Source organism: Paenibacillus sp. FSL R5-0908 (assembly GCF_038006245.1).
In the GTDB taxonomy this organism is placed as follows: Bacteria; Bacillota; Bacilli; order Paenibacillales; family Paenibacillaceae; genus Paenibacillus_AQ; species Paenibacillus_AQ odorifer.
Genome location: NZ_JBBOUV010000001.1, coordinates 1239831 through 1259530, shown reverse-complemented (window position 1 = coordinate 1259530; position 19700 = coordinate 1239831). Strand labels below are relative to the sequence as shown.

14 protein-coding genes are annotated in these 19700 nt (G+C 45.5%); 3 read left to right on the top strand and 11 right to left on the bottom strand.

Annotated elements, in window-relative coordinates; genetic code table 11:
- Positions 1-31: 31 nt before the first annotated feature.
- The 4 genes from MKZ09_RS05575 to MKZ09_RS05560 all read right to left on the bottom strand — a co-directional run bounded on the left by MKZ09_RS05575 (position 32) and on the right by MKZ09_RS05560 (position 3984).
- Entirely contained in the window at positions 32-838 is an 807-nt protein-coding gene (locus MKZ09_RS05575; RefSeq protein ID WP_076207382.1) for a hypothetical protein, read from the bottom strand.
- A 26-nt stretch (positions 839-864) separates the two neighbouring features.
- A complete protein-coding gene (locus tag MKZ09_RS05570; RefSeq protein ID WP_076207379.1) occupies positions 865-1680 on the bottom strand; it encodes a hypothetical protein in 816 nt (271 codons plus the stop codon).
- A 553-nt stretch (positions 1681-2233) separates the two neighbouring features.
- Positions 2234-3418 carry a hypothetical protein gene (locus MKZ09_RS05565; protein WP_076207376.1) on the bottom strand — a complete coding sequence of 395 codons (1185 nt, stop codon included), beginning with the start codon at positions 3416-3418 and terminating at the stop codon, positions 2234-2236.
- Positions 3382-3984, bottom strand: coding sequence for an RNA polymerase sigma factor (locus MKZ09_RS05560; protein WP_232061158.1), 603 nt, complete (start codon positions 3982-3984; stop codon positions 3382-3384). Before MKZ09_RS05560 ends, MKZ09_RS05565 begins: the two co-directional genes overlap by 37 nt.
- 123 nt (positions 3985-4107) lie before the next feature.
- Here MKZ09_RS05560 and ligD point away from each other — a divergent pair, with 123 nt between their 5' ends.
- Positions 4108-4992, top strand: a complete 885-nt coding sequence (gene ligD / locus MKZ09_RS05555) for a non-homologous end-joining DNA ligase (protein ID WP_076137202.1) — start codon at positions 4108-4110, stop codon at positions 4990-4992.
- A 203-nt stretch (positions 4993-5195) separates the two neighbouring features.
- On the opposite strand, the gene MKZ09_RS05550 is transcribed toward ligD, so the two are convergent.
- Positions 5196-6035: a YitT family protein gene (locus MKZ09_RS05550; RefSeq protein WP_232061500.1), complete on the bottom strand. Its 840-nt coding sequence runs from the start codon at positions 6033-6035 to the stop codon at positions 5196-5198.
- A 240-nt stretch (positions 6036-6275) separates the two neighbouring features.
- The gene (cls, locus tag MKZ09_RS05545) at positions 6276-7706 is read right to left on the bottom strand and encodes a cardiolipin synthase (RefSeq protein ID WP_076137198.1); all 1431 of its coding nucleotides are present in this window, start codon (positions 7704-7706) and stop codon (positions 6276-6278) included.
- 162 nt (positions 7707-7868) lie between these two features.
- Between cls and MKZ09_RS05540 the strand changes: the two genes are divergently transcribed.
- Both MKZ09_RS05540 and MKZ09_RS05535 read left to right on the top strand, forming a co-directional pair.
- On the top strand, positions 7869-9149 hold the full coding sequence (locus tag MKZ09_RS05540; RefSeq protein WP_076207373.1) for a M23 family metallopeptidase: 1281 nt from the start codon (positions 7869-7871) through the stop codon (positions 9147-9149).
- 38 nt (positions 9150-9187) lie between these two features.
- Positions 9188-9637 carry a bactofilin family protein gene (locus tag MKZ09_RS05535; RefSeq protein WP_038568928.1) on the top strand — a complete coding sequence of 150 codons (450 nt, stop codon included), beginning with the start codon at positions 9188-9190 and terminating at the stop codon, positions 9635-9637.
- An 8-nt stretch (positions 9638-9645) separates the two neighbouring features.
- Here MKZ09_RS05535 and MKZ09_RS05530 read toward each other — a convergent pair whose 3' ends face one another.
- The 5 genes from MKZ09_RS05530 to MKZ09_RS05510 form a co-directional block, all read right to left on the bottom strand.
- Positions 9646-10434, bottom strand: coding sequence for an ABC transporter permease (locus MKZ09_RS05530; protein WP_076137194.1), 789 nt, complete (start codon positions 10432-10434; stop codon positions 9646-9648).
- A complete protein-coding gene (locus tag MKZ09_RS05525; RefSeq protein ID WP_232061156.1) occupies positions 10427-11353 on the bottom strand; it encodes an ABC transporter ATP-binding protein in 927 nt (308 codons plus the stop codon). Before MKZ09_RS05525 ends, MKZ09_RS05530 begins: the two co-directional genes overlap by 8 nt.
- Before the next feature lie 169 nt (positions 11354-11522).
- Positions 11523-16118 (bottom strand): glutamate synthase large subunit, encoded by a 4596-nt coding sequence (gene gltB / locus MKZ09_RS05520; RefSeq protein ID WP_076137192.1) that lies wholly within the window; start codon positions 16116-16118, stop codon positions 11523-11525.
- A gap of 376 nt (positions 16119-16494) precedes the next feature.
- Complete coding sequence (locus tag MKZ09_RS05515; RefSeq protein ID WP_076207370.1) at positions 16495-18849, bottom strand: YhgE/Pip domain-containing protein; 2355 nt, start codon at positions 18847-18849, stop codon at positions 16495-16497.
- 212 nt (positions 18850-19061) lie between these two features.
- Positions 19062-19637, bottom strand: a complete 576-nt coding sequence (locus tag MKZ09_RS05510) for a TetR/AcrR family transcriptional regulator (protein WP_076129243.1) — start codon at positions 19635-19637, stop codon at positions 19062-19064.
- Positions 19638-19700 lie beyond the last annotated feature (63 nt).

The window sequence follows — 19700 nt, the reverse complement described above, 5'->3', positions numbered from 1 at the left end:
GTCCTCCCAATCTGAAGTGGGAGGACGTTTCTTATTGCGCTGTAAGACTTGTTACAAGGGCCTCCAGCTCTGCCTTTGTCTGCGCGGTATTTTTTGTACTCGTAAGTGTATAATCGACACTTCCATCAGCACTGGACCATACCAGCTGGACTTTACGATCACCGTGATGAGGCCCGAAGACTGTGTAGACCGCCTCAACCCCGTTGATGGTCAAGCTCTCATCCTGATCCCCAGGCAGCTGGGCCAAAGTCACCCCTTCCGGTAGCGTGTATGCAGGTGCAGATCTTAAATTCACCCTCTCTCCATTTCGTAGATAGGTGATAGAGGTTTCTGTATTGCTCCACTTCAAGCTTTGCGAAATCACCTTTTTACCACCAGCTTGGGCTTTAGCTTTTAATTGATCCCTGAGGGTTTTATACTCTGAGCTAAAAAACATTGGAATCACTGGATTTAAAACGACATCCTGTAACTTATAATCCTCTGGTAGAGAAGTGGGTATCAGGAGTGACTTCCCGCTTAAGGAAAGTAACTTCTGCGCCGCTTCGTTTATAGAACTAAATCTATATGGCATATAGCTTATACTCAAGGTTTCATGTGGATTAGATTTCTTATCATTTACATACAGGACCTTAAGTTCGCCTGCTTGTAAGGGAACCGTATTTTCTTTAGCAATCAAAGCTTCAATCGTTGAAGATACGGGCGTATTCTGCTCAACGGGTGCGGTAGCTTTACTTTTATTATTACTCCCCGCAGGCACTGCTCCTGCTGTTCCACTCACCGCACTCATCAATACTAATAAGCTTAAGGCTGTAATCGCCGCGCTTTTCTTAATCGTCATTATAATATCCTCCTTTAGCCCCTTGGTTATTTGATCATGGTTTTAGCTACCGCCAGCATTTCATTTGTCGTCAGCGTACTGGCCCGATTGTCTGAAAGGGTGTATTGTATCGTGCCTGAGTTATCCAGCCATACTAGCTTTGTGTTAAAGCTTGCGTCTTTAGCGGAATCAGTTGTAAGTACTACTTTCCTGCCGTTGACCGTTAATTCTTTCTTAGATTCCGAGGTTCTTACAAATGGTACTGCTCCTTCCGGAAGTTTGGATGGCGGCGACCCAGTTACAATGCTAAAATTGGCTTTTCCTTTGGCATACAGCTGCATAGACAAATTCGTCTGGTTCCAGCTGATGATTTTACTAAACAACTGTTTATTAGAATTACCAGCAACCGCTGCTGCCTTCAATTCCTGCTCTAGTTGCAAATACAGCTCTGAATCATTAGCTACAGCCGGTGGATAGATGATCGCTCTCGCCAGAGTGAAGCCTTTAGGAAGATTTCCGGGCTGCGGAATAGACGGACCCTTTAGCGCTTTAAACTTCGCAGCAAAGGATTTATAGTCTTTAAAAACAAACCCTTTGCCAGAGAAGCTGATCGTATCCTGTGGATTGGAGACTTTATCCCGTACGTAGTAGGCCAAAAGCGTACCTTCCTTCACTCCAGCTACGAGTGCCTGCAATTCCTTTTGGGTCTTCTGATCGGTTTGTGATGCAACCTGTGCTCCTGATGCCGCCGCAATTGTAGAAGACAAGCCGGGTACATCCACACCCCCGGCCACTCCTGTTCCCAGCAAGATTGCTGCAGAGAACGTGATAACTGTTTTTTTGAAATCAGAATGGAGCTTCAATTTCTAACATCCTCTCCTTCAATAAGGTAAATGTATTTTCACCCCTGTTTTTAACTACACTTCTATAACAATCCAACATTAGAAAAAGGGACATTTCTCACAAAAAAGAGGCTGTCCCAAAAGCCATGAAATAGTTGCTTGGGACAGCCTCTTTTTTATTCTTAACATTACAAGTGACGCATCAAGTGATGCAATAAGTAAAGCTCTTATAGAATAATTGGGAATTTCTCCCTAAAATTCAGAGATTTCTGTTCATCGGACTTATAATTAGTTTAAAGCACTCTATACATTGCACAAACACAGAACGTAACGCCCATAGTCCACCGTCACATATACCAACTAATTCCACAAAATCATCTACTGCAAGCCGCACGAAAATCACACATAGCACATCGCCCACCGCCCCAACCATTAGCATAGAACACTACGCGTGGCATATCGTCACATGGCACAGTAAAATCCATCATTCCCCTATTCCATAAAAAAAGCTGCCTCCCAAGTAGAATTCACTACTTTTGAGACAGCTTCTCATAATGTACTGTTAGAACAGTAGCTAGTGAATAAAACTGGTGGCAATCTTTTGCCATTGCTCACGAGTCAGTTTATTCTCCTGCTTGTCGCTTAGAGAAAAAACCATCTGGGTGACTTCATCATACCAATACAATCGATTCTGAGAAAACCAAGCATTCTTCCCTTTTCCAGTACCCGCCGCGATAAATATTGCCTCTTTACCTGTACCTGTCACAGACCATTTTTCAGCAGTCTGGCCTTCCAAGATAGACACTTGCATGGTATAACCCTTAAAAACACTCTGCCTTAAGGATAGTGTAATTCTTTGATCTCCCTTGTCGTAGGTAACCTCAGCATTATCTATGGAATTTGCAGCTATCTTCTCCATAAATAAGTTCTGCCCAGTTTTATCGGTTGTAGCCTTTTTTTGAAATTGTTCAAGGATTTCTTCATATTCTGGGTCTAGCGACCTGTATAGGGGAGCTGCATTAAAGGTTCCTTGCTCGAATTCATAACCATCAGCTAACGAGGAAGGCAACCCTGGCCAGAAATCGCCAACAGTTTTTAATTCTTTTACGAAGTCTTGATATTTCGAATACACCGGCGAAATAAAAGCAAACTGCAATTGATTTCCATAGCCTAACCCTAACTGCAGCTTATTTAATTCAGCATCCTTCACATAATAAGCAGCCATTTCTCCAGTGTTTAAACGAGCAAGCACTTGCTCTTTATAAGTCATAGATAAGCTCTGATACTTCTCTATCGCAGGCGAGGTTGTCGGATCAGGCGTATTATTATGCATCGTCTTCACAACAGCCTTCCCTCCGCTGTTCACTAGTGTAATAATACCACCTTGGGGTTTTGTGATATCAATTGTAAACTGGCTACCTTGTTCCGATAACTTTCCATGTTCAGACAGCTGCAGAGCACCCAACCCGAAAATCCCCAGCAATACAGCCGCGGAGACTCCAGTGAGCACTCTTTTTCTAAACTTAGACGGGTGTTGGGGCATCTCCCTTTGCTTTTGCATAATAGGATCTTCCGGTTCTGGGAACGGCTTCAGCTCGCTAACCATGCTCGTCCTTTCACCGTCAATCCTATTCTGTTGTTCATGAATTGCTCTTACCCGCTTCATAACAGCTGCTTTTACATCCAGCTCTTCGCAGCTCCCTACCGCACCCATTTTCTTGATCATTTTCTCTTCAACAAAGCCTCGTTGCCGCACCATTCCGTTCCCCCTTTCTGAGCATTCAGCATTTTGCCAAGCTTCGTAATCGTTCGCCTGTATTTCTTCTTCACAGCATCAGTATTCTTATCCAGAATCTCCGCAATCTCCGGGAAGCTCTGTTCCTCAAAGATTCTAAGTACTAACAGGTTTCGCTCCTCTGTCTTTAGCTTCGCGAGGGCAAAAATCAGATGTTCGTTAAATATGTAACGGTCCATCAACTGTTCCGGGCTTTCCGCAGGCGGATCTGGTTGAAAAAGCGCCATAAACTTTATTTGGCTTTGACGTTTGCGGATCAGACTGAGGCAATGATGGTAGGCAATTTTATATAGCCATGAAGAGAAGCTCGCGATAGGGCGGTATGTGCCTATATGCTGATATGCCTTTACCAGAATTTCCTGTACTGCATCCTCCGCTTCAGTACGGCTCCCAAGCAGCCGACAGCAATAGCGGTAAATCGGCTTTTGAAACGCCTCGACGATTAAGGCATAGGAATCTACCTCGCCTGCCTGTACCCGAACAACGGTGTGCTCGATCCCGTCCAAAATCAGCAAACTCCCCTTTCTCATTAACGTATATCCTTATAAGTCTTATGATCATCCAAAAGGGACACTTTGGGAATATTTTTTTCATGAAAAGGAGCAGACTGACACATAATACCTTCATTCCTATCACAGAAAGGAGTTTCCCCGATGCCGGCAGCGATCAAAGGTACAATTACCATAGACGGAGAAGAAATCATCATCACTAATCCAGAGAAGCTGCTGTGGCCCGAATGTGGCATTACAAAACGGATTTATCTGCAAAAGCTCGCTGCACTCTCTCCCTATCTGCTGCGTTATTGCCGGGACCGGCTGCTTACCGTCATTCGTTATCCGCACGGCATCTCTGGAATGTCCTTTTATCAGAAAAATGCACCTGATCCGCTTCCGGCCTTTGTCCAAACCGCTGTGCACGAGAATATTAACTATATCAAGCTGCAAGGTTTACCTGAGCTGCTTTGGCTGGGAAATCTCGCTGCTTTGGAATTCCACCCTTCCCTGCATTATGTAGGCAGCGAGCTGCCCTGTGAGTGGATGATTGATCTTGATCCGTCACTTGAGATCGAACCCCGCATCATGGAAGCAACTGCGATCGTTGGGGGGGTCTTAACCTCCCTCGGCCTCTCCTCTGTACCCAAAACCTCCGGTGCTACCGGGGTGCAAATTATCGTCCCTATCGAGACTGGCGTTACTTTTGATGGATTGCGGAAAATCGGGCATTTTGTGGGTCGTTATGTCACCGAAAAGCATCCCAACCTGTTCACCCTGGAACGTCTAAAAAAGAATCGCGGAGATAAAATCTATTTTGACTACCTCCAGCATTATAGCGGCAAAACATTAGCTGCACCTTACACGCCACGTGCAAGACCACTCGCTACAGTTTCTACACCCTTGCTCTGGGAGGAGGTTCAGCAAAATGTATCTCCCTCTGATTTTCATCTGCTCAATATCGAGGAACGCCTTCAGCGTATGGGAGATCTTTTAGAGAAAGTGCCACCACAGCCCGTTGAACAGCTCATTGCTAAGCTCCCATAAAGGAGCAATCCCATTGAAAAAAGCCCCAAAAACAGCAATAAGCCCGCAGCATCAACTACATGCTACGAGCTTATTTGGCGTCCCACTCAAGGACAGAAGGTATACTATATAAGAATACGGCATGCCTAGCTTTGTTCACCGTATTTATTGCTTTTTTATCCGTAAAAATACCTTCTTTCAGTTAATGATACTTAAGAGCTACGCTAGTGGATGGATTTCTTCTTGAAGCGGCCACCTTTAACATCATGGATGTTACCTATTGCGATGAATGCATCAGAATCCCAATCTTCAACAATGGTTTTAAGCTTAGCTTCTTCCAGACGGGTGATAACTACAAAGATCACTTTCTTGTTCTCACCGGAAAATCCGCCTTCTCCATCTAAATAAGTAACACCACGTCCAAGACGCTCTGTCAAAGCTTCCCCGATATCGCGGAATTTATCACTGATAATCCATACTGATTTCGATTGATCCAGACCCTCAAGGGTGATGTCAATAACCTTAAATGCAATATAATAAGCAATCAGGGAGAACATCGCGTTATTCCAACCAAACACAAATCCAGCTCCGGACAAAATGAACAGGTTGAAGAACATAACTACTTCACCTACAGAGAAGGGAAGCTTCTTGGCTACTAAAATCGCAACAATTTCTGTACCGTCTAGAGATCCCCCGAAACGTACAACCAACCCAACACCTACACCTAGAATAATACCGCCAAACACGGCAGCAAGCATCGGTTCAACTGTAAAGGCCTCTACATGATGCAGCATTGAAGTGCCGATAGACATAAGTAAAATCGCATATAACGTAGATAAGGCAAATGTCTTACCGATTTGCTTATAACCGATTAACAGGAACGGAAGGTTGAGCAATGTCAATAATATACCCAGAGGAATGTCGAATAAATGTGATAACATAATGGAGATACCGGTAATCCCGCCATCAATCATTTGATTAGGTACTAGGAATATCTCAAGTGCAACAGCCATCATGGCGGCCCCTACGGATAACATGATCATACGCTGCGCGAACTTAGCCATTTTATGGGCACCGGTCTTCTGCAGTTTGTTCTGCTCCTCTTTGGTAAACATTTGTGGACTCACATTCATAGAACTCCCCCTACAATTTAACAGTATAGTTTTGAAACATTCGGAAGTATAATTACAATCTATACTTTCTTACATTTCTTCTTATACAATTATTATATCACAAAATATGCTCTAATAATGAATGGAACACGTACTATCCTTCGAAAAATTCAGATTTAGTCCTCTTTCCGGTCATAACAGCGGTGATAACAACTGACATAGCCCTTCACCGAGTTTGACAATTCTCCCTCTCTCCTTAAATTTTACAGGATCAATGAATTCACTGTTCTTTTGATCCTTTTCAAACCCCGCGACTAGCACTGCTATCGTCTCAGCATGCAGCAAAACCGCTGTCATTTCGAAATTAGAATAGAAGCTGCGCATATCCAGATTCGCACTTCCCACCGTACCCAGCAGATCATCCACTATCATGACTTTGGCATGCATAAATCCTTTGGTGTAGCGATAGAACTTCACGCCTGCATCTTGTAAATTCTCCAGATAAGACAAAGAAGCATGATAAACAAGCTTATTATCGGGCTTCGCCGGAATGATGATTCTAACATCCACTCCACGAAGGACTGCACTCTTCAAAGCACGACAAATCGCAGGGTCCGGAATAAAATACGGCGATGTAATCCAGATCCGTTCCCTAGCAGAGCAAAAAGCGGCAAAATACATCTCCTGAGAAGCATCGATTGCAGCATCCGGTCCACTTCCTACTATCTGCACGGCTTCTTGCTCCTTACAAGAGTGCTCAGGGAACAAACGAGGATGGCTCATACCTTCACCAGAGGCCAGTCTCCAATCCTTCAGGAAGACATACTGAATATAATAAACAGAATCTCCTTCTAAACGCAGATGGGTATCGCGCCAGTAACCCATCTTGGCGTCCTTTCCTAAGTAATCATCCCCGATATTCATTCCACCTGTAAAACCAATCAATCCGTCCACCACTAGGATCTTCCGATGATTGCGGAAATTAAACCGACGATCCAGTAAAGAACTAATCGGAGGTAAAAAAAAGTGGAACTCGACCCCGGCATTTCTCAGGGTTCGAATAAACCTACGGCTTAATCGATGACTGCCCAGTCCATCACAAAGCAAACGCACCTTTACTCCCTGCCGCGCCTTTCGAATCATAACGTCCTGAAACTGTTCTCCAATCTCATCATCACGATAAATATAAAATTGCATGTGGATATGTTCTTTTGCCTCTTCCATGGCTTCCAGCATAGCGTCGTAAGCTTCTCTTGCAGTTGACAGTACTCTGCTTTTGTTATGGCCTGTAATAGGCCCTTCCGAGAGCTTTGCAAGCAAACCCAATAAACCTTCGTTATTCTCAAACTGAGCGTTGCCAGTATCCGATGCTTGTTTTACTACCTTAATCTTACCAGTGACATACGAACGAATTTCCCGGAAGAGCGAAGTACATCTTTTGTTCAATTTTCTATTCTGTCTGTAGTCACGACCTAGAAAATAATAGAATGCCAGACCGAGCGGTGGACAACAGAAGGAAATAAACAACCATGCTATAGCCCTTTGCGGGCGGCGGTACTCCAGAAATACAATCAATGCAATCTGTATGATAAAAAGAATTAGAATTATCGCGAAAATCTTCAATTCTCTACCCCCCTCAATTCATAAAAACAGATGCAATAGACTCTCTATGATGACTCTAGTACAGGTTTTGCCGTAACTCTCCTTCTTTATTCAAACAAACCGTTGTCATGTTCCTGAAAGATATGGAATACATAGAGTAGTAGGACAATTCGGATGAGCCTAATGGAAGAAAAGTCGTTAGCCTCAGGTATCGCAAGCGGCTACCATAAGCCGCAGAAAGGAGAAGCCATGAAGAGTCAGCCAGATCATAAACGGATTACGCTGCTTGTCGTAAGGGATGCCGGACGTCCAGTCAAACAGCTCCACATCTCCAAACCGCTAGCGTTCGCCTTACCGGCAGCAGCAGCCCTGTCTATCTCCAGTCTGGTCACCTCTATGCATTTCCATGCCTCTCAGTCCATCTCACAGCTAGAAGCCGAGGCAGCCGCACTATCGCTAACCAATCTCCGCATGGAAATGAAGGTCGCCGACAAGGATAAAGATTTAACACAGCTTCGTAGCCAGGTCAGCGAGCTTTCGGAAGAGGCAGATAACATTAAAGACAAGCTGAAGAGTGTAAATGCACTGGAACAGGAGCTGCAAGCATTGATTAACAAAAGCAAAGGTGCTGCTGCCGCTACAGACTCGAATGAATCCCAAACGGAGAAATCTGCAACAGAAAAATCAAAAGCTGGATCGGCCACTTCAAATTCAACATTAGGTTTATCGAGCCGTCTTTCTTCTCCCGTTCCTAAAGAGACCTCCTTTAAGCAGAGTACTGAAGAGAACTCATCTTCCACTTCTCTATCCGCCATAAGTTTCCGCTTTGGAGCCATCACCGCAGCCCTTCCAAAAACACTCACCCCGCAGGTTGGTGGAGAATACATCGCAGTGTATCAGAACGACGCTACGAGCTTGGTGGAAGAAACTAAGGATGACTTTGAGGAGATTCACGGGATGCTTGATGAAATGGTGGAAAGTATCACACAGACAATCACACAGGCAGAGCATGAGAATAACGTACAGGCAAATCTGCAAGCTCAAAAGGCCCGTGCAGAAAAGGCTAAACTTAACGCAGTACCGCTCTGGCCTACCGAGTCCAAAGTCATTTCTTCAAGCTTCGGCTACCGCTCAGATCCATTCAAAGGTTTATCTGCGTTCCATTCCGGTGTCGATATTGCTGGGAACATCGGTGATCCTGTATATGCTGCCTTAGATGGCGAGGTTATTACTGCGGAACAAATGGGCGCACGCGGAAAATACATCGTGATTAAGCATCCAAATGGATTGGAAACCTGGTACATGCATTTGAACGGAATGATCGTATCTGCGGGAGACAAGGTTAGCAAGGGGCAGAAAATCGGCTTACTTGGAAGCACTGGCCGAAGCACAGGTCCTCATCTTCATTTTCAGGTTGTGAAGCAGAATAAAACTGTCAACCCTTTGGCGTATGTCAAACCCTAAAAGGTTGCATTTAATTTCAAAATAGGAGGAATTTATAAATGTGGAACAAACGGCAGCAGCGTGTCCCCTTTAAATCTACCGATTCCCTAATTGGGCATGGAGGAACACTAGAGGGTAAGGTCCAATGTGATACAAACCTGCGTATTGAGGGTACCTTTAGCGGTGAGATTATTTGCAGTGGTGTCGTAACTGTAGGAGAAGAAGGAACAGTGCGCTCCAGTATTAAAGCGGAGGAAATCGTGATCGCCGGCAAAGTATACGGGGATGTTACGGCTGATCGCAGACTCATTATGACCGGAACCGGGGAGTTGCATGGCAATATTTCAGCAGGAGCACTTAGCATTATGGAAGGCAGCCTCCTGAATGGCTCCATTGCCATGCAAGAACAGCCCACCTCTGAAAAAGCAGGTGAGCCCAAAAGTAATATGAAAAAGGACAAGGCAGCCAAGCGCTCCTCCAAAGCTCAAGGAACACTTGAAGCCGGCTAGACTTATTTCTATGAAGCAACGTCCCTTTTACGGAAGACAATCCAGGAAATGGCCAGGAATAGGATATAGTACACCGCTAATACAGCTATGGAGAAGCCAAGTGTAGAGCCCCCCGGACCCGTATCTGACAATAGGTAGCCTCTTAGATCCATATGTGTGAAGATCAAGTATTGGGCCCATTCAAACCGTTCTGGACTAAAAATAACCGTAAAAATACTCTTGGCAAACATAATAAATAAGGATAATCCAATAGCCAGCCCACTTGCGCGGAATACGCTAGATACCATGAAAGCCAGAGCAGCAGTCAGGAAAAGCTCAATGTAACGACATAGGAGATCTAGGAAGGAATATTCCGCTGGACTCCAAGCCGTAATGGACGACATCGTATCTCCCGAAGATGAGGAGAAGATTAACGAAGCACCAAACCCAAAAGCAATCAATACTGCGGTGCTAAGCAAACTGAATAACACCATGGAAATATATTTCGAGAGCAGGATCTTGGAGCGACTCCACGGGCGAATCAGCAGCAGCTTGATGGTTCCCCAGGTAAATTCGCCCGCTACGGAGTCAGAAGCCACTACAACGGTAAAGATTGTATTCAAGAAGAACGCAATACTCACCGTCATCTGAAAGTTGTCCCAAAGCCCCAGAAGCGATGAATCGCCTTCGCTTGTGAAATAAATAAGCGCAGGAAGCAGCACGCTCATCACTGCAAGAATAAGCAGCATAATCCATGTGCGGACACGGCTGTATATTTTGATATTCTCATTATGTATGAGAGCTGTAAACTCACCCAATTCCTTCACCTCCTGTAACCTCTAAGAATTGATCCTCCAGCGTACGGGCAAGAGTTCTGATGTTATACACCTTAATCCCACCTGCCACTAGCTTGGCATTTAATTCTGCAATCTCCTCACGCTCTGCCTCAAGCACAAGTCCCCCACTCTTAAATACTCCACGTCCAATGAGGGCTAAGGCAGCTTCAGCATTATCAACCTCGAACAAGGTTTCTCCCAGAGGCATTACAGTATTGCCTACCCCTTTCAGCTGCTTCACATCCACCAGTCGTCCATTTTGGATAATCGCTACGCTGTCACACATGAGCTCCATCTCGGAAAGTAAATGACTGGAGACGAATACAGTTGTTCCTTCTTCCTGACATAAACGGCGTAAATAGTCTCGGAGCTCGCGTATCCCTTGTGGGTCCAGCCCGTTGGTTGGCTCATCTAGAATCAGCAGCTTGGGTCTGTGCAGCAGTGCTTGAGCCACTCCCAGCCTCTGACGCATACCTAGCGAATAGGTCTTAACTTTGTCATGAATTCTTTGACCCAATCCGACTAGCTCGACAACCTCATCTATCCGTTGCTTCGTTACCCCTGGTACCATTCGTGCATATTGGCGCAGATTCTGATAACCGGTGAGGAACTTGTACATCTCTGGATTTTCTACAATGGCCCCTATATTTGCGATAGCCTCTTCAAAATGGTTTTTAATACTACGGCCACAGATCAAGATGTCTCCACGACTAATGGAAATCAATCCTACCATCATCCGTATTGTAGTAGTCTTACCTGCTCCGTTGGGTCCCAAAAAACCGAAGATTTGTCCTGGCGGGATGTCCAGCGTTAAATCGCTCACCAGCGTTTTCGAGCCGATTTTTTTGGTGACTCCCTGCAGGCGGGCAACAGGCTCCATCAATATTTCTGTATTCGACATAGTCTCACTTCCTTTCATCTATAACCTAGTTTACCACATATACCCTTTTTTCCGAAAATCACTAGAGGATAAGAGTCTGCCATCTAAAAAAAGGAACCTGACCTCTCCGGTATTAGGAAGAGTCAGGTCCCCTTATTCATATAGTTCCTATTTCATTCAAGTACAACAGTTAACCGCCAACACGGGCAAGCTCGCGCATATTCGCTTCAAATGCAGCCATCAACGCAGCTTCTCCGGTCAATCCGGTTTGTTCTACCTTGCGAATTTGCTCCATCATCCGTTTGTAATCCTTCGGAATGACACGAACGAAGTTCGGCAAGCTATCTGCCCACTGATCCAGTACCCGTGCGCCAGCCGCACTACCTGTAAGCTCGGTATGGCGGATAATCAGCTCACGCAGCTCTTCGATCTCCTCAGACTCTTCCACTCTCTCGAGCAGTACCATTTCGAGATTGCAGCGGCCGATGAAGGTTCTATCTGGGTCGTAGACATAAGCGATACCGCCTGACATCCCTGCCGCAAAGTTACGGCCAGTTTCACCAAGGACAACCACTCGGCCTCCAGTCATGTATTCACAGCCGTGGTCACCCACGCCTTCTACAACAACCTTCGCTCCGGAGTTACGGACGGCAAAACGTTCCCCAGCGATACCGTTGATATAGGCTTCTCCACCTGTTGCACCGTAGAATGCAGTATTTCCGATAATGATATTGTCCTCAGCAGCAAAGGTAGCTTTCGGAGATGGCTTGATAATAATCTTACCACCCGACAATCCTTTACCTACATAGTCATTGGAATCTCCTTCCACCGTAAGCGTGATTCCCTTAGGCACGAATGCACCCAAGCTTTGACCAGCAGAACCGGTGAAATGAAGCCGAATCGTATCATCCGGCAAACCTGCGGCCCCATACTTGCGGGTCAGCTCGCTGCCAAGGATAGTTCCGACGGCACGATTAACGTTCGTGATTGGCAGTGATGCCTCAACAGCCGTACCTGATTCCAGTGCAGGTGCTGCCAGGTCGAGCAGCTGCGAAACATCCAGTGTCTCTTCCAGACCGTGATTCTGGTATTTACTGCGGAAGCGTGTACTTCCTTCCGGTAATTCCGGTGTATGCAGCAGGCTGCTCAAATCTATGCCTTTCTTCTTCCAATGCTTCGACGCCTGAGTTGCGTCTAGACAATCGGTACGGCCTACCATCTCTTCAATTGTACGGAAGCCGAGACTTGCCATAATTTCACGCAGATCCTGTGCCACAAAGGTCATAAAGTTAACTACATGCTGCGGATCACCGGTAAAATTCTTACGAAGATCCGGATTCTGTGTAGCTACACCAACCGGACAAGTATCCATTTGGCAGACACGCATCATAATACAGCCAACAGAGACTAGTGGAGCAGTAGCAAAACCATACTCTTCGGCCCCAAGCAATACAGCTACAGCTAAATCGCGGCCGCTTAGCATTTTACCATCTGTTTCCAGAACTACACGGTCACGCAGATTGTTGAGCATCAATGTCTGATGGGTTTCAGCCAAGCCAAGCTCCCACGGAAGACCCGCATGACGAATGGAGTTCATCGGCGATGCCCCTGTACCTCCATCATAGCCACTAACCAAGATAATATCAGCGCGCCCTTTGGCTACACCCGCAGCAATCGTACCCACTCCAACTTCCGATACGAGCTTAACATTAATATTTGCACGTGGATTTGCATTTTTCAGATCATAGATCAGCTCTGCCAAATCCTCGATAGAGTAAATATCATGATGCGGTGGAGGTGAGATCAGACCCACACCTGCTGTTGAGCCACGTACTTCAGCGACCCAAGGATAAACTTTACGTCCCGGAAGCTGTCCACCTTCCCCTGGTTTAGCGCCCTGAGCCATTTTAATCTGGATCTCATCAGCGTTAACTAGGTAGTTCGAGGTAACACCAAAACGTCCAGAAGCTACTTGTTTAATCGCACTGCGACGTGAATCACCATTGCTATCCGGAATATAGCGGGCTGGATCTTCGCCGCCCTCACCTGTATTACTCTTGCCACCGATCCGGTTCATCGCAATGGCCAATGTCTCATGTGCTTCCTTACTAATGGAACCAAAGGACATTGCACCCGTCTTAAACCGTTTCATAATGGATGATGCCGGTTCTACTTCTTCCAGTGGAATCGGTTCATAGGCTGACTTGAACTGCAACAAGGAACGAAGCGTCAATTGCTTCTCGCTTTCTCCTTGAACAAGGGCAGCATATTTCTTGTACATATCATAATTCCCGCTACGCACAGAGTGCTGAAGCAGATGAATAGTCTGTGGATTGAATAGATGCTCTTCCCCATCATTACGCCATTGATAATCGCCACCGGAGTCAAGCACCTTATCATTTCCGTCTTTTTCTGTAAAAGCACGGTTATGATGGATAAGCGCCTCAGTTGCAACTTCCTCCAGGCCAATACCGCCAATCCGGGAAGGTGTCCAAGTAAAGTAACGATCCACGAATTCAGAGTTCAGACCCACAGCTTCAAAAATCTGCGCACCGCGGTAAGATTGAATCGTCGAAATTCCCATTTTGGAAAGAATCTTAACTACGCTCTTAGTCGCAGCTTTAATATAGTTCTTCACTGCTTTTTCATGCGAGATTCCCCGCAATAAACCTTGGCCGATCATGTCATCCAAGCTTTCAAAAGCCAGATAAGGATTTACTGCACTCACACCATAACCGAGCAGCAGCGCATAATGATGGACTTCACGTGGTTCACCGGATTCCAGCAAAATACTAACTTTCGTCCGTGTTCCTTGGCGGATCAAATGGTGATGCAGACTTGATACCGCAAGCAGCGCTGGAATCGCAGCATTCTCACTGTCCACACCGCGGTCAGTCAGAATCAGAATGTTATGCCCTTTAGCCATAACACGGTCAGCAGCCTCGTTCATGCGCTCAAGCGCGATGCGTAATCCTTCTGCCCCAAGCTCAGCCGGGAAAAGAATTGGAATAGACATCGATTTGAAGCCTGCACGGCGAACATGGCGAATCTTAGCAAAATCTTCGTTCGAAAGAATTGGCGTTTGCAGCGAGATCTGGCGGCAGCTTTCCGGTTCCGGTTTAAGCAAATTACGCTCTGGTCCAATCGTAGTCGTTGTGGATGTAACCAGCTCTTCACGAATGGCATCGATGGGTGGATTCGTTACCTGAGCAAACATTTGTTTGAAATAGTTATAGAGACGTTGCGGGCGGTCCGAAAATACGGCGAGTGGAGCATCATAACCCATGGAACCGACAGCTTCAGCACCAGTAGAAGCCATTGGTTCAAGCACTTTGCGCAAGTCTTCAAAAGTATAGCCGAAAGCCTGCTGTAGCTGTTGTACATTGTCATGCTTAGGATTTGGCAGTTCAGGCGCATCCGGAAGCTCATCAAGACTGATCAAATGCTCATCCAGCCACTGGCGATAAGGCTTCTCAGAGGCGATAGCCGATTTAACTTCCTCATCGGAGATAATGCGGCCTTCCTTCGTATCCACGAGCAGCATGCGTCCAGGTTTCAGGCGGTCTTTATATAAGATGTCCTCTGCTGGAATGTCCAGTACACCGGCTTCTGAGGATAAAATAATCATATCGTCTTTCGTTACATAATAACGAGCAGGACGCAGGCCGTTACGGTCCAGAATAGCGCCGATTTGTATACCATCGGTAAAGCCCATTGCAGCAGGCCCGTCCCATGGCTCCATTAGAGTACTGTGATATTCATAAAATGCTTTTTTATCAGCATCCATACTATCATGATTGCTCCATGGTTCAGGAACCATCATCATGGCTACCTGTGGAAGGGAGCGTCCGCTCAAATAGAGAAACTCGAAGGTGTTATCGAACATTGCAGTGTCCGATCCATCCGGGTTAATAACAGGCTTGATCTTGTTCAGATCTTCACCAAACACTTCGCTCTTAAACAATGATTGGCGCGCATGCATCCAGTTCACATTACCACGCAAGGTGTTGATCTCACCGTTGTGGATCATAAAGCGGTAGGGATGTGCACGTTCCCAGCTTGGGAAGGTGTTCGTGCTGAAACGGGAGTGAACTAACGCGATCGCTGATTCCAGCTCTTCGTTCTGCAAATCCAGGTAGAATTGTCCAACTTGTTCTGTAGTCAGCATGCCTTTGTATACAATCTTACGGCACGACAAGCTTGGAATATAGAAGGATTCATCCTCTTCTGCACCACCGTAACGAATGGCAAGCTCTGCACGTTTGCGGATTACATAAAGCTTACGTTCAAAAGACAACTCATTCGTGACCGAAGCCGAGCGGCCGATAAATACTTGACGCACAAAAGGCTTAGCAGCTTTCGCTGTCTTGCCAAGCATTTCATCATAGGTAGGCACATCACGATAGCCGAGTACTATTTGACCTTCTTCAGCAATAATATTGCTTAAGAGAGCTTCATGCTGCGCCCGAACTTCTTCGTTATGAGATAAAAAGATCATGCCCACGCCATAATGGCCTTGTTCCGGCAAAGCAAAGCCTAGCTTCTGAGCTTCGCTTGCAAAGAAACGGTGCGGAATTTGAAGCATGATACCTGCTCCGTCACCAGAGTTGGGTTCGCTACCTTGGCCTCCCCGATGCTCCATATTAAAGAGCATTGTCAAAGCATTACTTACGATATTGTGAGACGGTGTGCCTTTAATATGAGCTACAAATCCCATGCCGCAAGCATCTTTTTCGAACTGGGGATCATACAGGCCCTGTTTTACGGGCAGTTCAGTGTGTTTCATCGAACGCAACCTTTCTATTATAAAGTATGCAATGTCTTAGGAAAATTTTTCACATGAAAATCTTAATAATTATTCAATCCAGATTAGTGCTATTATTTTATCACCGAGGTATCATCAGCGCAATTTAAACTTTTTTATGATGCTGATTAACATTTGTTTTTGCATCACAGCTTTAGTGAGTAAAAGTTTAAAAAAACTTCATATTGCATAATTATACATAAATAACGCATAAGTGCATATGCAATGAAAGCGTTACAAGATTTTTCATTCCTTCTATTATGTTTGCAAGAAAAAGGGTTTTTATGATTTTAAATCAAAAAAAGCGTCTCCCGGAGGAGACGCTTTTTTATACTTTTTTTTCAAAAAATTTATCAGTTTATACAGTCAAAACTTGTTCACTATTCACTCCAACTTCATTCTCACGGCTACGAGTCATGAAGTAAGCGAAGGTAAGAGCAAGGAATCCAAGACCAAAGATTGCCAGGATACCCACATCTCCCCACATCGCACTGAAGTCACCTGTAGAAATTACTGCTTTGAGACCACTAACTGTGTAAGTCATTGGAAGCAGTGGATTAAAGAATTTCATCCAGTCAGGGATCAATTCAAGTGGGAATGTTCCGGCACTAGTTGTTAATTGGAAGATAAGAATAACGATAACAACGAAACGTCCCGGTTGATCCATCCAAGTAACAATCGCTTGAACTACCCATGTGTAAACTAAGCTGGTTAAGAATGTAAATACGAAGAATAGCGGTTTACTTTGTACTTCCAGTCCAAGTCCGTACAATACAACCACAGCAGCCAGCATAGACTGGATAAAGCTCATGATTGTGAAGGTAAGCGTACGGCTGATGAAACGGTTCATACGGCTAGCACCAAGGACAGCCGAATCACGCATTGGAATAACAATTGTTGAAATCAAAGCACCTACAAACAATCCAAGGGATAGGAAGTAAGGAGCAAAACCTGTACCATAGTTCGGAACATGATTCACAACTTTATCCTCAACCACAACTGGTTGTGCGAACATTTCCATCATTGCATCTGTTTTGTTCACACTGCCTGTTTTTTCAGCAGCATCGCCAAGCTTAGTTGCCAGTTCTGTTGATCCAGATTTCAGATCATCCATACCATCTTTCAGCTCGCCTGCGCCATCAGCCAGTTTTTTCGAACCATCTGCTACAGCACTGATACCGGAACCTAGTTCGCCTACACCGCTAAGCAGTTTTGAGGTACCATCACCAAGTGCTTTACCGCCTTCAGCCAGCTTGCTGCCTCCAGCTGCAGCTTCTTTAAGCTTCGCACCAAATTGTTGCATTCCTGCATTCAGCTTGTCGCCACCAGTTACAAGTGCAGATGCGCCTTGTGCCAGTTTTTGTTGGCCTGTCAACAGCTGTGTGCTACCAGCATTTAATTGCTTTGCTCCATCATGCAACTGAGTTACACCAGCATCTAACTGCTGTGAACCCGAGTGCAGTTGAGTTGCACCTTGTGCCAGTTGCTCTTGCCCACTGTGGAGTGCAGTTGCACCCTGTGCCAGCTGCTCTTGGCTTTGTTGCAGTTGCTCACTGCCTTGTGCCACAGCTGCACTAGCTGCCAGCAGCTTCTGTACCGCTGGATTTTGTGCCAGCTCAGGACTAGCCTGTGCCAATTGCTGCAATCCTTGAGCTACCGCTTTAGCACCCTCAGTTACCTTCGTGCTGCCTGCGGCGGAAGCTTGCAAACCTGCTTCCAGTTTTGCGCTGCCATCTACGGAAGAAGTTAAGCCCGCTTCCAGCTTCGCGCTGCCATCAACTAAAGATTGTGTTCCTGCTTGTAGTTTAGAAGTACCATCCACAGCAGACTGTGTTCCCGCCTGAAGCTGTGTAGCACCTGTTACAGCTTGTTTCAAGCCGTCACTAAGCTGTTTACTGCCGGCAGAACTTTGTGCAACACCGTCTTGAAGTTGCGTATGTGCAGTAGACAGTTGTTGCAATCCGCTTGCCAACGTGGTTGATCCTGTTTTAAGTGCTGTAGCACCTGCATTCAAATCAGTCACGCCTTGTGTAAGGGGTTCTACACCATTTTGAAGTTTACCTGTACCATCTGTCAGTACAAGAAGATTATCTTTCAGCTTCAAGGCTCCGTCATCTAGCTTACCAGCGCCATCAGCGATCTTGGAAGCACCATCTCCGGCTTCGCCCAATCCATCAGATACTTCTGTAATCTGATTGAATACAGACTCAACATAAGCTTCTGTTACTTTAGCAGATACTTTATTTTTAATTTCTGCAACAGCCGTACCACCGATCTGACCTGCCAAGAAGTTATAACCTTCATTTGGCTCATAAATAATTTTTGCCGGCTGTGGTTCATCATCCATAAGAGTAGTAGCTTTAGCAGAAAAGTCTTCCGGAACAATGATCGACATATAATAAGTATTGTCCTTCATTCCTGCTTCCGCTTCTTCAAGGGAAACGAAGTTCCACTGGAAGCCGTCGGTTACCTTCAACTCTTCTATAAGATCATTACCGGCTTGTAGTTGCTTGCCTTCATAATTAGCGCCGACATCCTGGTTGACCACAGCAACCGGAAGTTCATTCATCTTGCCATACGGATCCCAGAATGCCTTCAGGAAGAATCCGCTGTACATCACCGGAATAAATAGGATAGCAATCATTGGAATCAGCACCTTCGGATTTCTAAGGGCTGCGCCAAGATCCTTGGTAAATACGGATAATGATTTCATTCTGGTTCTCTCCTTATGAGCTTATGCTCTCTTTAAAATGCTTTGTTTGCGAAATATTACGTAACACTAAATGACTGTTTTCCCCATTCGGTCAATTCAGGGTATAAAAAAATGCCTTGCGGCTCTTCTTCAATGCCTAATCATCTTGAGAATTGTTAAGGGAAAGCGAATCGAGTGATGCTGAGAACGCCATCCCTATCCTGAATCAACCCTTACTGTGCCAATCCTTCGGCGAGAAACAAATGAAAATACATCTTGATCTGTTCCTTGTCCAAGGGAGTATGTGTTTTATTCAGTTCAGCAGTCAATACAATATATAATCTGAACATGACTACCGAGACGATTTTGGGATCGCAAGGTTTGATTTCTCCCTGTTGGAGCGCTTGTTGCACCTCCCGTTCTAAATATTCTAAAACTACGTTCTCGATCTTCTCGAGTCCTTCTCCAGCCTGCGGCGTACCGAATTCGCGATTCTCCTGGGAAAGTTTTATGAATAGCTCCTGCTCACTTCGAAACTCAAGCAGGGCATCCAGCACACGATGCAAGTTATCAAAGAAAGGTCTGTCTCGCCTGATCTCCCGTTCAGCTATCGTCTTCATTTCCATCATCATATCGCGCAGGATCTCGTCAAACAATTGTTCTTTGTTTGTAAAAAAGGTGTAGATGGTTCCCTTACCGACATTTGCAATCTTAGCAACCTGATCCATTGTAGTTGCCTTATAGCCAAATAATGAAAAAGATTTTGCTGCGGCCTGAAGCACCTGCTGTCTTCGATCCACCACTGCCACCTGTGCACACTTCCTTTCTCCAGAAAATATCGTTCCCGCTGACTTCTGACCACTTTACTAATC

What these genes read in the sequence shown, in the direction of transcription:
- MKZ09_RS05575 (WP_076207382.1), bottom strand. Translation starts at nt 838, where the DNA reads ATGACGATTAAGAAAAGCGCGGCGATTACAGCCTTAAGCTTATTAGTA.
- MKZ09_RS05565 (WP_076207376.1), bottom strand. Translation starts at nt 3,418, where the DNA reads ATGGTGCGGCAACGAGGCTTTGTTGAAGAGAAAATGATCAAGAAAATG.
- MKZ09_RS05560 (WP_232061158.1), bottom strand. Translation starts at nt 3,984, where the DNA reads ATGAGAAAGGGGAGTTTGCTGATTTTGGACGGGATCGAGCACACCGTT.
- ligD (WP_076137202.1), top strand. Translation starts at nt 4,108, where the DNA reads ATGCCGGCAGCGATCAAAGGTACAATTACCATAGACGGAGAAGAAATC.
- MKZ09_RS05550 (WP_232061500.1), bottom strand. Translation starts at nt 6,035, where the DNA reads ATGGCTAAGTTCGCGCAGCGTATGATCATGTTATCCGTAGGGGCCGCC.
- MKZ09_RS05540 (WP_076207373.1), top strand. Translation starts at nt 7,869, where the DNA reads ATGGAAGAAAAGTCGTTAGCCTCAGGTATCGCAAGCGGCTACCATAAG.
- MKZ09_RS05535 (WP_038568928.1), top strand. Translation starts at nt 9,188, where the DNA reads ATGTGGAACAAACGGCAGCAGCGTGTCCCCTTTAAATCTACCGATTCC.
- MKZ09_RS05525 (WP_232061156.1), bottom strand. Translation starts at nt 11,353, where the DNA reads ATGTCGAATACAGAAATATTGATGGAGCCTGTTGCCCGCCTGCAGGGA.
- gltB (WP_076137192.1), bottom strand. Translation starts at nt 16,118, where the DNA reads ATGAAACACACTGAACTGCCCGTAAAACAGGGCCTGTATGATCCCCAG.
- MKZ09_RS05515 (WP_076207370.1), bottom strand. Translation starts at nt 18,849, where the DNA reads ATGAAATCATTATCCGTATTTACCAAGGATCTTGGCGCAGCCCTTAGA.